The sequence below is a fragment of the Acidovorax sp. JHL-9 genome (assembly GCF_000426205.1).
GTDB classification, from domain to species: Bacteria; Pseudomonadota; Gammaproteobacteria; order Burkholderiales; family Burkholderiaceae_C; genus Acidovorax; species Acidovorax soli.
In genome coordinates, this window is sequence record NZ_AUEX01000010.1 from 124,608 (window position 1) to 138,279 (window position 13,672).

Consider the following 13,672-nt stretch of genomic DNA (forward strand, 5'->3'; position numbering starts at 1 on the left):
GTGCGGACGCTGAACCATGCCCTTCGAATTCCCCATCCGCATCTACTGGGAAGACACCGATGCCGGCGGCATTGTGTTCTATGCCAACTACCTCAAGTTCTTCGAGCGTGCCCGCACCGAGTGGCTGCGCTCGCTGGGCCTGGGCCAGCAGCGATTGCGGGAACAAACAGGCGGGATGTTCGTCGTAACCGATGCCCGCCTGCGCTATCTGCGCCCGGCCCGCCTTGACGATGCACTCATTGTTACCGCCCATTTGCAGGAAACAGGCCGTGCATCCTTGACAATAGTGCAGCAGGCGCTATTGAATAATGAGCAAATGCCCGACCGACCACCCATTCTGCTGAGCGAAGGCACCATCCGTATCGGCTGGGTGGACGCCGCGAGCATGCGCCCCGCAAGAATCCCGAACACCCTTCTGGAACAACTTTCATGAATTCCCAAGACATGTCCATCGTCTCCCTGGTGCTGCACGCCAGCTGGGTGGTACAACTCGTCATGCTGCTGCTGCTGGGCGTCTCCGTCGCCAGCTGGGCCGCCATCTTTCGCAAGCTGTTCGCCCTCAAGCGCGTGAAGGCGCTCAACGAGGATTTCGAGCGCGACTTCTGGTCGGGCACCAGCCTCAACGACCTGTACGCCAGCGCCGCGCAGAACGCCAAGAGCGCCGGGCCGATGGAACGCATCTTCGCCAGCGGCATGCGCGAACACCAGAAGCTGCGCGAACGCCGCATCACCGACCCCGGCACGCTGCTCGACGGTGCCCGCCGCGCCATGCGCGCCAGCTTCCAGCGCGAGATGGACGTGGTCGAATCCAGCCTGTCCTTCCTGGGCTCGGTGGCCTCGGTCAGCCCCTATGTGGGCCTGTTCGGCACGGTGTGGGGCATCATGCACGCCTTCACGGGCTTTGCCGGCATGGAGCAGGTCACGCTGGCCACCGTGGCGCCCGGCATCGCCGAAGCGCTGGTGGCCACCGCCCTGGGCCTGTTTGCCGCCATTCCCGCCGTGATTGCCTACAACCGCTTCGCGCGCGACATCGACCGCGTGGCCACCCACCAGGAGACTTTCATCGAGGAGTTCTCCAACATCCTGCAGCGCAACCTGGGCGCCCACCCCGGCTCGCCCTCGGGCCACTGAGATGAAGTACATCCCCCTGAGCCGCGTTGCGGCGTACCCCTTCTCTCGCAGCGCTATGCACTGCGGGCAGGGGGGCGACGCCCGCGCGGCGGGGCGGCCCTCGCGCGGCGTCTGCCGGCCTCGGGCGCGCCAGTTTTATCCGCTGCGCACACTGCGCAGCGCAACGGAGAGCTGAAATGCCCGCAATGGCCTCGCGCACCGGCAGCCGCCGCCGCTCCATGAACGAAATCAACATGGTGCCCTTCATCGACGTGATGCTGGTGCTGCTCATCATCTTCATGGTGACGGCGCCCATGCTCACGCCCAGTTCGGTCAATGTGCCCTCCGTCGGCAAAGGTGCCAAGGTGCCCAAGACGCGCGCCGACGTGATCGTGGAAAAGGACGGCAGCGTGCGCTTCAAGGCCGACGGCAACGAGCGCCCGGTGCCGCTGCAAAGCCTGGGCGCCACGGCCAAGAACTGGCTCAAGGACCAGCCCGAGGACACGCCCGTGCTCATCAGCGCCGACAAGAACGTTTCCTACGAATCGGTCATGAAGGCCATGTCGGCCCTGCAACAGGCCGGTGTGCCCCGCGTCGCACTGGCCGTCAAGAGCGGCGGCTGAGCGCCGACCCGCCCCCCATCGAAATCGCATGCACGCCCACGACGACCGCGACCAGTTTGCCCCGCCCCGCCCGCCGGCCCGCCTGCGTGCCATTGCGCTGGCCGTGCTGGCGCATGCCATCCTGATTGGCGCCCTGACCTGGGGCGTGAACTGGAAAACCAGCGCCGACATGCCGGCCGTGGAGGCCGAACTGTGGTCGGCCGTCCCGCAGCAGGCGGCCCCCCGCGCGGTGGAGCCCCCGGCGCCCGAGCCAGCACCCGCGCCGCCCCAACCCACCCCTGCCCCGCCACCGCCGCCCCCACGGCAGGCAGCACCGGACACCCGCGAAGCCGACATCGCCCTTGAACGCGAGAAAAAGCGCCTGGAACAGGAAAAGAAAGAGCGCCAGCAGCAGCTCGACCGCGAGAAGCGTGAGCGCGAACGCAAGGAAGAGGAACGCCGCGAGCGCCTGGAGCAAGAGAAAAAGGACCGCCTGCAAAAGGAGAAGGCCGAGCGCGAGAAAGAGCGGCTGGAAAAGCAAAAGCAGCTGGCCGAGGACAAGAAGCGCCAGGCCCAGGAAGACCAGCGCAAGCAGGAAGCCGCCGAGAAGGCCAGCGCCAAGGCTGCCGAAGCCCGCCGGCAGGAAAATATCCGCCGCATGCAAGGGCTGGCCGGCGCCACGGGTGGCGAAACCGCCACCGGCAACGCCAAGCAAAGCTCTGGCCCTTCGGGCAGCTATGGCGGCAAGGTGGCGGCCAAGGTCCGGCCCAACATCGTGTACCCCGATGCGGTGGCAGGCAACCCGCGCGCCGTGGTGCAGGTGCGCGCCGCCCCCGATGGCACCATCGTGGGTACGAAACTGATCCAGTCCAGCGGCAACAAGGCCTGGGACGACGCCGTGCTGCGCGCACTCGACAAGACCGGGTCGCTGCCCCGCGATGTGGACGGGCGCGTCCCGTCCACGCTGGAAATCGGGTTTCGCCCACAGGACTGAACAACCCGGCGCATGGGCTGTGGCGCCCCTCGAACGCGCTGCCTCGGCGCCCCCGGCCACAGCCTGACGTTTTACTGCGCCAGCGCAGAGCCGCTTTCATGGCCTCGGCCACAATCGAAACATGACCCTGAAAAGCCCCGAACTGCTGCTGCCCGCCGGCTCGCTCGCCAAGATGCGCGCCGCCTACGACTTCGGCGCCGACGCCGTCTATGCCGGCCAGCCGCGCTATTCCCTGCGCGCGCGCAACAACGAGTTCCGCCTGGAACAGATCCAGCAGGGCATCGAGGAAGCCCATGCGCGCGGCAAGAAGTTCTTTCTCACCAGCAACCTGCTGCCGCACAACGACAAGGTGCGCACCTACCTGCGCGACATCGAGCCCATCATCGCGATGCGACCCGATGCCCTCATCATGGCCGACCCCGGCCTGATCATGATGGTGCGCGAGCGCTGGCCCGAGGCGGAGATCCACCTCTCGGTGCAGGCCAACACCACCAACTACGCGGCGGTGAAGTTCTGGCAGCAGGTGGGCGTCAAGCGCATCATCCTGTCACGCGAACTCTCGCTCGACGAGATCGCCAGGATCCGCCAGGAATGCCCCGACATGGAGCTCGAAGTGTTCGTGCACGGCGCGCTGTGCATCGCCTACTCGGGCCGCTGCCTGCTCTCGGGCTACTTCAACCGCCGCGACAGCAACCAGGGCACCTGCACCAACGCCTGCCGCTGGAACTACGCCACGCAGCCCGCCGCCGTGGACCCCAACACGGGCGAAGCCATGGCCCAATGCATGGAAGGCGACTTCCACTTTCAGCAGGCCCAGGAGGACGACAACGCAGCCTTTGCCGCCTGCGGTGGCGGCGCGCGCCACCCGCTGGCCGACCAGGTCTATCTGCTCGAAGAAAAGGAGCGGCCCGGCCAGCTCATGCCGATCATGGAAGACGAGCACGGCACCTACATCATGAACAGCAAGGACCTGCGCGCCGTCGAGCATGTGCAGCGCCTGGTGGAGATCGGTGTCGATTCGCTCAAGATCGAGGGGCGCACCAAGAGCCAGTACTACGTTTCGCGCACGGCCCAGATCTACCGCCGCGCCATCGACGACGCCGTGGCCGGCCGCCCGTTCAACCCTGGGCTCATCACCGAACTCGAAGGCCTGTCCAACCGCGGCTACACCGCGGGTTTCCTGGAGCGCCGCCCCGCCAACGACTACCAGAACTATGAAACCGGCAGCTCCGAAAACCAGCGCAGCCAGTTCGTCGGCGAGGTCAAGGCGGTGCAGGATGGCTGGGCCGAAGTGGAGACCAAGAACCGCTTTGCCGTGGGCGACATGCTGGAGATCATCCAGCCCAGCGGCAACCGCACGCTGCGGCTCACGCAGATGCGGAGCCTGGATGGGGAGCCGATGCAAGTGGCTTCGGGCAGCCCGCTGCGCGTGCGCATTCCGTTGGATGCCTCTGAGGTGGGGACCTTGATCGCGCGCCTGCTGCAGCCTGCCGAGCTCAACGCCGGGCAGGGCTGATCCGCACCATCATTCCCGCGTCCGGCCATCCTCCGGCATGGGCAGGAAATCCTGTCCCTCGCTCAGGGGTGCGAACCGGTAGCTGGCCGGCGTGCGGCCCAGCTTCACGGGGGCTCCCAGGCCCTGGTAGCCTTCCATGCGCACCACCATGTCGCGGTGCAGGGTGTGTGGATGCTGCAGGGCCTGTTCCACGTCCAGCACCGGGGCGGCGGGCACGCCGATAGCCATCAGCGCATCGGCCAGCGGCACACCGTCATAGGCTGCGAACGCCTGCTCCAGCAGGGGCTTGAGCACGGCACGATGCACCGAGCGCTGGCCCGCCGTGGCGAAACGCTCGTCGTCGGCCAGCGCTTGCTGGCCAATGTGCCCGCACAGCAGCCTGAACTGCCGGTCGTTGCCCACCGCCAAAAAGATAGGCGCTCCGCCCGTGCGGATCACGTCGTAGGGGTAGATATTGGGATGGGCATTGCCCGTGCGCTGCGGGATCTTGCCGCTCATGAACCAGTTGGCCGCGTGCGGGTGCAAAAGTGACAAGCCCGAGTCGTACAGCGCGGCATCCACCAGCTGCCCCAGGCCGCTCCTGGCGCGCTCATGCAGCGCCAGCAGCACGCCGATCACGGCGTTCAGGCCCGTGACCATGTCCACCACCGGCAGGCCCACGCGCAGCGGGTCGCCGTCGGCCTCGCCGTTGATGCTCATGAGCCCGGCCATGGCCTGGATGGCGGCGTCGTAGCCCGGCAGGCTGCCCAGCGGGCCGTCGGCCCCAAAACCCGTCACCCGGCACCAGACCAGGTGCGGAAATTCATGCCGCATCTGCTCGTAGCCCACGCCCCACTTCTCCATGGTGCCGACCTTGAAGTTCTCCACCACCACGTCGGCCTGGGCCATGAGCTCGCGCACGCGCTGCTGGCCTTCTGCGGCCGAGAGATCGAGGAACTGGATGCGCTTGTTGCGGTTCAGGCCGAGGTAGTACGAGGCCACGCCGTCGCGGAAGGGAGGCCCCCAGGCGCGCGTGTCGTCGCCCTGCGGTGGCTCCACCTTGAGCACATCGGCCCCATGGTCGCCCAGGATCTGGCCACACAGCGGCCCACCCAGGATGCGCGAAAGATCAAGCACTTTGATGCCTGCCAGCGCGCCCGCACAAGAAGGTGTAGCACTGGGATTCATGGTGGTGGATTCATCGTCAAACGCACCGCCACTCACTTGGATTGCGTGCTGAAAGTGGATTTGAAACGCTCCATCCGGCCCTTCTCGCGGGCAAAAGTGTTCTTTGCGTACTGCGCAAACTCCTCCGGACTGCGGTAATTGAGCGGCTGGTTGAGCTGGTCGAGGATCTTGCGCCCCTCTGCCGACTCCAGCGCTGCCTTGAATGCGTCGTGCAGAGTCCGGGCCCGCTCGGGCGACAAACCTTCCGGTCCCGCAATTCCATACGGGGACTCGATCACGACATCGACACCCTCCTCGCGCAGCGTGGGCACATCCGGGAACTGCGGCACCCGCTTGGGCGTGAACATCACCAGGTAGCGCATCCGGCCGGACTGGATGTGCGATGACGCCATACCGGAGAGCACACCCGCATCGATGTGTCCCCCCAGCAAATCGGTCGCCTGTTCCGCATCACCCTTGTAGGGCACGCGGTTGAGGTCAACGTTCACAGTCTGCACCAACTCGCTGAGCACAATGCTGGGTGTCTGCACCGGCCCGGCCGCGCCGACGGAGACCTTGCCTGGGCGCTTGCGTGCGTCGGCCAGAAAATCGCTCCAGTTTTTCCAGGGCGCATCCTGCCGCACGGCCAGCCCGAAGGTGTAATCCGTCATGCCCATGAGGTAGGTGAGCTTCATCGGTTCGAAGTTCACGCGGTTGAGGTAGGGCTCGCGGTACACGCTGGCAGGCAGCACCGCGATGGTGTAACCATCGGGCTGCGCACGCGCAAGTTCAGCTGCGCCAAAGGTGCCGTTGGCGCCTGGCTTGTTGTCAATGATGACGGGCTGCTTGAGCAGCGCACCAGCCTGCTGTGCGACCACGCGCAGGTGCGCGTCGGTCGGACCGCCAGCTCCGTAAGGAACCACCAACCGAACCGGCCTGGCAGGAAATCCGTCAGACTGGGCTGCTGCCACCGGATGCAGCGCTGTTGCCATCGAGCCCGCCATAGCTGCCACCAGCATTTGGCGGCGCGAAAACTTGTCGTTGTGCATATTTGTCTCCTGTGTCGTCAGTGGGCCGGCAAGGCGCGGGTCAATCAAGCCGCACGCCTGACTGCTCAACCACCTTGGCCCATTTGCCAACTTCGGTCTTGATGAAATTCCCCAGGTGGGCTGGCGTTTGGTCCGGCGATGCCTCCAGCCCCTGCGCCGCAAAGGTCTGCTTGACCTTGTCTGTCGCCAACACGCGCGTGAACGCCTGGTTGAGCAGCTTGACGCGCTCGGCGGGCGTGCCCTTGGGGGCCACCACGCCGAAGAACACGCTCACGTCATAGCCCTTGAGGTCGTTGCCGCCCTGCTCGGCAATGGTGGGTATGCCCGGCATGGCGCTGGAGCGCCTGGCCGTGGCCACGCCCAGGGCCTTCACCTTGTCGCTCTTGATGTAGGGCATGGCGGTGAGGATGTCGGTAAAGGTCATGTCCACCTGCCCCGCCAGCAGATCGTTGAGTGCCGGCCCCGTGCCCTTGTAGGGCACATGCACCAGCTGCGTTCCCGCCATGCCGTTGAACAGCACGCCGGCCAGGTGCGAGGAAGCGCCATTGCCCGAGGAGGCGAAATTGAGCGTGCCGGGCTTGGCCTTCTCCTTGACGATCAGCTCCTGCACGCTGTTCACGCCGAGATTGGGGCGCACCACCAGGACGTTGGGCAGGTAGCCCACGTAGATGATGGGCTCGAAGCTGGTGCGCGGATCGTATTTGAGCCCCTTGTACAGGCTGTGGTTGATGGCCAGCGGCCCCGAGGTGCCGAACATGATGGTGTAGCCGTCGGGGGTGGCACGCGCCACGGCATCGGCGCCGATGTTGCCGCCCGCGCCGGCACGGTTGTCCACCACCACGCTCTGGCCCAATTCGCGCGTCAGCTCGGTGGCCAGAATGCGCGCCATGGCGTCGGTGGGCCCGCCGGGCGGGAAGGGTACGACGAATGTGACAGGGCGCTCTGGAAATTTGTCCTGCGCCACGGCGGGCAGGGCCGCCGCCAGGGCAGCACCCGCGATCAGGCCGAACACGGCTCGTTTGGCAATCTGCATGGTTTGTCTCCTTCTATGGTTTTATTGGCTGCTTGCGCTGGATGGATCAGCGCTTCCATCGCATTTCCCCACGGAGGGGGCCTGGGTTCCGGCCCCCATTCAGGCCTGCCAGTCGGTCGGCACGCCGCTATCGGCCAGCGGATCGCGCGGCAGCACGCGGTGCGCCAGCACCCGTTGCGACAGGCGCAGGCGCTCGGCCGACCCCGTCTTGCCCGCTTCCCAGGCCATGGCGATGGCCGTGGTGCAGTGGTACAGGCCCGAGGCGGCCTGCCGCGCCAGCCGCTCCCCGCCCTCGGCCGCGGCGCGCGCGCCCAGCTGGATGGCTCGCGCCAATGCCTGCTCCAGGGCCTGGCGGTAGGCCGGGGCGATGGCGCCGGTCTCGGCCAGCAGGCCCAGCAGGTAGTCGTTGAGCACCGGCAGCGAGCCCTCGCGCTTGATGGCGCGCACCACGTCCAGCGCCACGATGTTGCTCGTGCCTTCCCAGATCGAGCCCAGGTGGGCGTCGCGCACCAGGCGCGGGTCGGCCCATTCCTCGATGTAGCCGCAGCCGCCACGCACTTCCATGGCGTCGCCCGTGACCTTGCGCGCGTCGCGGCAGGCGCGGAACTTGATCAGGGGCGTGAGGATGCGCAGGAGCGCGTAGGCCGTCTTGTCACCCGCGTCCGAGCGCGCCAGCGTCTGCGCCGTCTGGAACACCATGGTGCGCGCCTGCTCGGCGGGCACGCGCAGCTTGTCGAGCTGCACACGCATCAGCGGCAGGTCCTGCAGCTGCTTGCCGAAGGCCCAGCGCTCGCGGGCGATGAACTCGGCCTCGGCCACGGCGCGGCGCATCATGCCGGCCGAGCGCATGCCGTTCGAGAGGCGCGAGTTGTTCACCATGTCGGCCATCTGCACGAAGCCCCGGCCCTGCTCGCCCACCAGGTAGGCCACTGCGCCGTCCATGCGGATCTCGCCGCTGGCCATGGAGCGCGTGCCCATCTTGTCCTTCAGGCGCACGATGTGGTAGTGGTTGGTGCGGCCGTCGTCCAGATAGCGCGGCAGCAGGAACAGCGAGATGCCCTTCATGCCGGGCGGCCCGCCATCGACGCGCGCCAGCACCATGCCGAAGCCCGCGTCGGGGTTGGAGCAGAACCACTTCTCACCATACAGGCGCCAGCTGCCGTCCTCCTGCGGGTAGGCCATGGTCAGCGTATTGGCGATGTCCGAGCCTGCGGCCTGCTCGGTCATGAACATCGAGCCCTGCACGCTCGCGTCGAAATCCATGGCCAGCAGCGTGGGCAGGTATTTTTCCACCAGCTTCTGCTCGCCGTATTTTTTGAGCGTGCGCGTGAGCGAGTCCGTCATCGACAGCGGGCAACACAGGCCGAACTCCGACTGCACGAACAGATAGGTCAGCGCGTACTTGACGATGGGCGGCATCTTGCCCTTCCAGCCCAGCATGTCCTCGCGGTGCGAGATCGCGGCCAGGCCGAACTGCTGGTAGGCGACCTTTTCCATCTCGATATAGGCCGGGTGCTTGACGATGCGCTGCACCTCCTTGCCGGCGCGCGAACGCATCTCCAGCGTCGGCGGGTTGCGGTCGGCCTCCAGCGCCCAGTCGTCCACGGCGCCGCCGGCCAGCTCGCCCATGCGCTCGAAGTAAGGCTGCAGATGGGCATACAGGTCGGCCGGCAGGTACAGCGCCAGCAGCTGCTGCAGCTCCTTGTCCTCGGTGTAGCTGTTCACGTGGCCGCGGTCGGGCACGGGGTGGGCGGCGGCGCTGGCCTGGGCCAGTGCGGTCATCTGGGTCGGGTCATTGGCGGACATGGCAAGTCTCCTGGGCATCGTCGTGACCGCCATTGCACCCGCCTTAAGCATTCAAGTCCAATATCATTAAACACTTCTTCAATATTTATCTTGAATTGTTATGGCCATGGAACTGCGGCTGCTGCACTACTTCGTGACCCTGGCCGAGGAGCTGCACTTCAGCCGTGCGGCCCAGCGGCTGTGCATTTCGCAGCCGCCGCTGAGCGTGGCCATCAAGCAGCTGGAGGAAGAGCTGCAGGCCCAGCTGTTCGAGCGCAGCAGCAAGGGCGTACGGCTCACGGCCGCGGGTGAGCATCTGCTGGGCAAGGCGCGCCAGCTGCTGGACTTGAGCCACCAGGCGGCCCAGGAAACGCGTGACGTGGCCCAGGGCACGCGCGGCCACCTGCGCCTGGGCTTCGTGGGCTCCAGCCTGTACCGCGGCCTGCCCCAGGCGCTGGAGCTGTTGCAGCGCTCCCACCCCCAGGTGCGCGTGGACATGCTGGAGGCCAACAGCGCCGAGCAGATCCAGGGCTTGCTGCAGATGCGGCTGGACATGGCGCTGGTGCATTCCATCCAGCCACCCGAGGGCATTGCCAGCCAGTTGATCGTGGAAGAGCCTTTCGTGGTCTGCCTGCCCGAGCAGCACCCACTGTGTGCCGGCGCCGACGTTGACCTCGCAGAGCTGCACAATGACCGGCTCATCCTGTTCTCCAACCTGGTCTCGCCCACCTACCACCAGCGCATCTACGAGATGTGCCTGGCCCACGGCTTCGCGCCCGAGGTGCGCCACGAGGTGCGCCACTGGCTGTCGGTGATCTCGCTGGTCTCGCTGGGCCAAGGCGTGGCCCTGGTACCTGCCGCGCTGGAACGCGTGGGCCTGCCGCGCCTGGTATTCCGGCCACTGCAGGGCACACATCCATCGTCCGAAATGCTGGCGATGTGGCGCAGCGCGCCCGCTAATCCGCTGGTGCAGGCACTACTGAGCCATCTGCGCTCCACCGCAAAAACATAGTCCCCCCTTCCCGATAGGCCAGGACTACGCGCCCGAGCACATCCCCCGCCACGAAAACCCATGCGACGCTCAAGTGGCGCATGTTTATCTTTTGGCAAGAGGACACCGTCCTTCGATCAACGCCAATCAATACAACAGCAAAAAGCCCGGTGCTCTTGCGAGCACCGGGCTTTTTTCTCAGCCGCGGAGGGCGGGAACCGCTCAGGCGGCTACGCCGTCGGCCACGTCCTTGTACTCGGCGATCTGGTCGAAGTTCATGTACTTGTAGATCTTGTCGCCGTTGGCGTTGATCACACCGATGTCAGCCAGGTATTCGGCCTTGGTCGGAATGCGGCCCAGCTTGGAGGCGATGGCCGACAGCTCGGCGGAACCCAGGTACACATTGGTGTTCTTGCCCAGGCGGTTGGGGAAGTTGCGCGTGCTGGTGGACATCACGGTAGCGCCTTCCTTGACCTGTGCCTGGTTGCCCATGCACAGCGAGCAACCCGGCATTTCCATGCGGGCACCGGCCGCGCCGAACACGCCATAGTGGCCTTCTTCGGTGAGCTGGTGCGCGTCCATCTTGGTCGGAGGCGCCATCCACAGCTTGACCGGGATGTCCTTCTTGCCTTCGAGCAGCTTGGAAGCCGCGCGGAAATGGCCGATGTTGGTCATGCACGAGCCGATGAACACTTCGTCGATCTTGGCGCCGGCCACGTCCGACAGCGTCTTGGCGTCATCGGGGTCGTTCGGGCAGCAGACGATGGGTTCGGTGATGTCGGCCAGGTCGATTTCGATCACGGCGGCGTATTCGGCATCGGCATCGGGAGCCAGCAGCTCGGGCTTGGCCAGCCAGGCTTCCATGGCCTGGATACGGCGGCCGATGGTGCGCGCGTCGGCATAGCCCTGGGCGATCATGTTCTTGAGCAGCACGATGTTGCTGTTGATGTACTCGATGATCGGTTCCTTGTTCAGGCGCACGGTGCAGCCGGCGGCAGAGCGCTCGGCCGAGGCATCGGACAGCTCGAACGCCTGCTCCACCTTCATGTCGGGCAAGCCTTCGATTTCAAGGATACGGCCCGAGAAGATGTTCTTCTTGCCTTGCTTGGCCACCGTCAGGAGACCTGCCTTGATGGCGTACAGCGGAATCGCGTGCACCAGGTCGCGCAGCGTAACGCCGGGCTGCATCTGGCCCTTGAAGCGCACCAGCACCGATTCAGGCATATCGAGCGGCATGACGCCTGTGGCCGCAGCAAAGGCCACCAGGCCGGAGCCGGCCGGGAAGCTGATGCCGATGGGGAAACGCGTGTGCGAGTCGCCGCCCGTGCCCACGGTATCGGGCAGCAGCATGCGGTTGAGCCAGCTGTGGATGATGCCGTCGCCGGGCTTGAGCGAGATGCCGCCGCGCGTGCTGATGAAATCAGGCAGCTCGTGGTGCATTTTCACGTCCACGGGCTTGGGGTACGCAGCCGTGTGGCAGAACGATTGCATCACCAGGTCGGAGCTGAAGCCCAGGCAGGCCAGGTCCTTGAGTTCGTCGCGCGTCATGGGGCCGGTGGTGTCCTGCGAGCCGACCGAGGTCATGCGGGGTTCGCAGTAGGTGCCCGGCAGCACGCCCTGGCCTTCAGGCAGGCCGCAAGCGCGCCCGACCATCTTCTGCGCCAGCGTGAAGCCCTTGCCGGTGGCGGCGGGCACCTGCGGCAGGCGGAACATCGTGGAGGGCGCCAGGCCCAGGGCCTCGCGTGCCTTGGTGGTCAGGCCACGGCCGATGATCAGCGGAATGCGGCCACCGGCGCGCACTTCGTCGAACAGCACTTCACTCTTGACTTCGAATTCAGCAATGACCTGGCCGTCCTTGAGCGCCTTGCCGGCATAGGGCAGCAACTCGATCTCGTCGCCCATGTTCATCTGACTCACGTCGAGCTCAATGGGCAGCGCGCCGGCGTCTTCCATGGTGTTGTAGAAGATGGGAGCAATCTTGCTGCCCAGACACACACCGCCAAAACGCTTGTTCGGCACGAAAGGAATGTCTTCGCCCGTGAACCACAGCACGCTGTTGGTAGCCGACTTGCGGCTGGAACCCGTGCCCACCACGTCACCCACATAGGCCACGAGGTTGCCCTTGGCGCGCAGGTCTTCGATGAACTTCACCGGGCCGCGCTTGCCGTCTTCTTCGGGCGTGATGCCGTCGCGCTTGTTCTTGAGCATGGCCAGCGCGTGCAGCGGAATGTCGGGGCGGCTCCAGGCGTCGGGCGCGGGCGACAGGTCATCGGTGTTGGTCTCGCCCGTGACCTTGAGCACCGTGAGCTTGATGCTTTGCGGCACTTCGGGGCGGCTCGTGAACCACTCGGCATCGGCCCAGCTCTGCAGCACAGACTTGGCGAAGGCGTTGCCCTTGTCGGCCTTTTCCTTGACATCATGGAACTGGTCGAACATCAGCAGCGTCTTCTTGAGCGCTTCGGCGGCCACCGCGGCCACGGCAGCGTCGTCCAGCAGGTCGATCAGCGGCGTGAGGTTGTAGCCACCCAGCATGGTGCCCAGCAGTTGCGTGGCCTTCTCGCGGCCGATCAGGCTGCACACCTCCGTGCCATGGGCCACGGCGGCCAGGTAGCTGGCCTTGACCTTGGCGGCGTCGTCCACACCGGCGGGAACGCGGTGCGTGATCAGATCGACCAGGGTGGCTTCCTCACCAGCGGGCGGGTTCTTCAGCAGCTCGATCAGTTCGCTGGTCTGCTTGGCGCTCAGGGGCAGTGGTGGAATGCCCAATGCAGCGCGTTCTGCCACATGGTCACGGTAGGCTTTCAACATCAATTTTCTCCGGTTGCGTTCTATTCAAAGTGGGGCGGGTGCGTGCCGGGCACCGGACGCACCGCAATCGTTATTGCTTGGCGATGGGCAGGGATTCCAGAACGCTGGGGGGCGGGTTCTTCTTGATGGCCTCGGCCACCAGGCTCTGCTCGGGACTCATGCACTCATCGGCCAAGCGCTGCCCGCGCTTCTGGTCCATCAGCATGGACTTGTTGGCGATCTGCAGCCAGACAGCGCCGCCCTTCTGGTCTTCCAGGCGCACGGTGCCGGTGGTGGTTGCGACCGGGGCCATGCGGTACTTGAAGCCCTTGCCTTCGACATCGAAATGGCCGGGCGAGGCAGGGTCGGCCTTGAGCGTGACGTGGGCACCCAGCTCGCAGGCGATGCGGCCGACATGCACGCGCTCGGCGATGGCCAGCTCGGCGGGCGACAGGGCCGCCTCGGCGGCCATGATGCCCGCCGCCACCTGCCCGGTGGCGGACCGGAGCTGGGTACGGCTGCTGGGAGGCTCCGCCTTGACCGTCTTGGTTTTGGCAGGGGCCTTGGTGGCCTGCTTGGCTGCGGGCTGGGAGGGAGTCTGGGCCAGCACGAAAGCAGGCGCCAGCAGCATCAGGGCAGAAGCGATAAGGGTTTTCATC

The 13,672-nt window shown here is 65.9% G+C and carries 12 protein-coding genes; 6 read left to right on the top strand and 6 right to left on the bottom strand.

The features are described from left to right. Positions 1-16 precede the first annotated feature (16 nt). The 5 genes from ybgC to yegQ all read left to right on the top strand — a co-directional run bounded on the left by ybgC (position 17) and on the right by yegQ (position 4,222). Positions 17-433, top strand: a complete 417-nt coding sequence (gene ybgC / locus K225_RS0108640) for a tol-pal system-associated acyl-CoA thioesterase (protein WP_026436019.1) — start codon at positions 17-19, stop codon at positions 431-433. Further along, on the top strand, positions 430-1,131 hold the full coding sequence (gene tolQ / locus K225_RS0108645) for a protein TolQ (RefSeq protein ID WP_026436020.1): 702 nt from the start codon (positions 430-432) through the stop codon (positions 1,129-1,131). Before ybgC ends, tolQ begins: the two co-directional genes overlap by 4 nt. Before the next feature lie 176 nt (positions 1,132-1,307). Next, a complete protein-coding gene (locus tag K225_RS0108650; protein ID WP_026436021.1) occupies positions 1,308-1,733 on the top strand; it encodes a biopolymer transporter ExbD in 426 nt (141 codons plus the stop codon). Between the two features lie 28 nt (positions 1,734-1,761). Then, complete coding sequence (locus K225_RS0108655) at positions 1,762-2,706, top strand: cell envelope integrity protein TolA (protein WP_026436022.1); 945 nt, start codon at positions 1,762-1,764, stop codon at positions 2,704-2,706. A gap of 121 nt (positions 2,707-2,827) precedes the next feature. Then, positions 2,828-4,222 (top strand): tRNA 5-hydroxyuridine modification protein YegQ, encoded by a 1,395-nt coding sequence (gene yegQ, locus K225_RS0108660; RefSeq protein ID WP_026436023.1) that lies wholly within the window; start codon positions 2,828-2,830, stop codon positions 4,220-4,222. Positions 4,223-4,231: 9 nt separating this feature from the next. On the opposite strand, the gene K225_RS0108665 is transcribed toward yegQ, so the two are convergent. From K225_RS0108665 to K225_RS0108680, 4 genes are all read right to left on the bottom strand, one after another. Next, positions 4,232-5,389 (bottom strand): CaiB/BaiF CoA-transferase family protein, encoded by a 1,158-nt coding sequence (locus K225_RS0108665; protein WP_026436024.1) that lies wholly within the window; start codon positions 5,387-5,389, stop codon positions 4,232-4,234. A 32-nt stretch (positions 5,390-5,421) separates the two neighbouring features. Next, the gene (locus K225_RS0108670) at positions 5,422-6,417 is read right to left on the bottom strand and encodes a tripartite tricarboxylate transporter substrate binding protein (protein ID WP_026436025.1); all 996 of its coding nucleotides are present in this window, start codon (positions 6,415-6,417) and stop codon (positions 5,422-5,424) included. A 40-nt stretch (positions 6,418-6,457) separates the two neighbouring features. After that, entirely contained in the window at positions 6,458-7,450 is a 993-nt protein-coding gene (locus K225_RS0108675) for a tripartite tricarboxylate transporter substrate binding protein (protein WP_026436026.1), read from the bottom strand. A 99-nt stretch (positions 7,451-7,549) separates the two neighbouring features. Beyond that, the gene (locus K225_RS0108680) at positions 7,550-9,256 is read right to left on the bottom strand and encodes an acyl-CoA dehydrogenase family protein (RefSeq protein ID WP_051248809.1); all 1,707 of its coding nucleotides are present in this window, start codon (positions 9,254-9,256) and stop codon (positions 7,550-7,552) included. A 106-nt stretch (positions 9,257-9,362) separates the two neighbouring features. Here K225_RS0108680 and K225_RS0108685 point away from each other — a divergent pair, with 106 nt between their 5' ends. After that, positions 9,363-10,247 (top strand): LysR family transcriptional regulator, encoded by an 885-nt coding sequence (locus K225_RS0108685; protein WP_026436028.1) that lies wholly within the window; start codon positions 9,363-9,365, stop codon positions 10,245-10,247. Positions 10,248-10,448: 201 nt separating this feature from the next. Here the strand turns inward: K225_RS0108685 and acnB are convergent, their stop codons facing one another. Then, positions 10,449-13,034, bottom strand: coding sequence for a bifunctional aconitate hydratase 2/2-methylisocitrate dehydratase (acnB, locus tag K225_RS0108690; RefSeq protein ID WP_026436029.1), 2,586 nt, complete (start codon positions 13,032-13,034; stop codon positions 10,449-10,451). A 70-nt stretch (positions 13,035-13,104) separates the two neighbouring features. Beyond that, the gene (locus K225_RS0108695) at positions 13,105-13,671 is read right to left on the bottom strand and encodes a hypothetical protein (protein ID WP_026436030.1); all 567 of its coding nucleotides are present in this window, start codon (positions 13,669-13,671) and stop codon (positions 13,105-13,107) included. Position 13,672 lies beyond the last annotated feature (1 nt).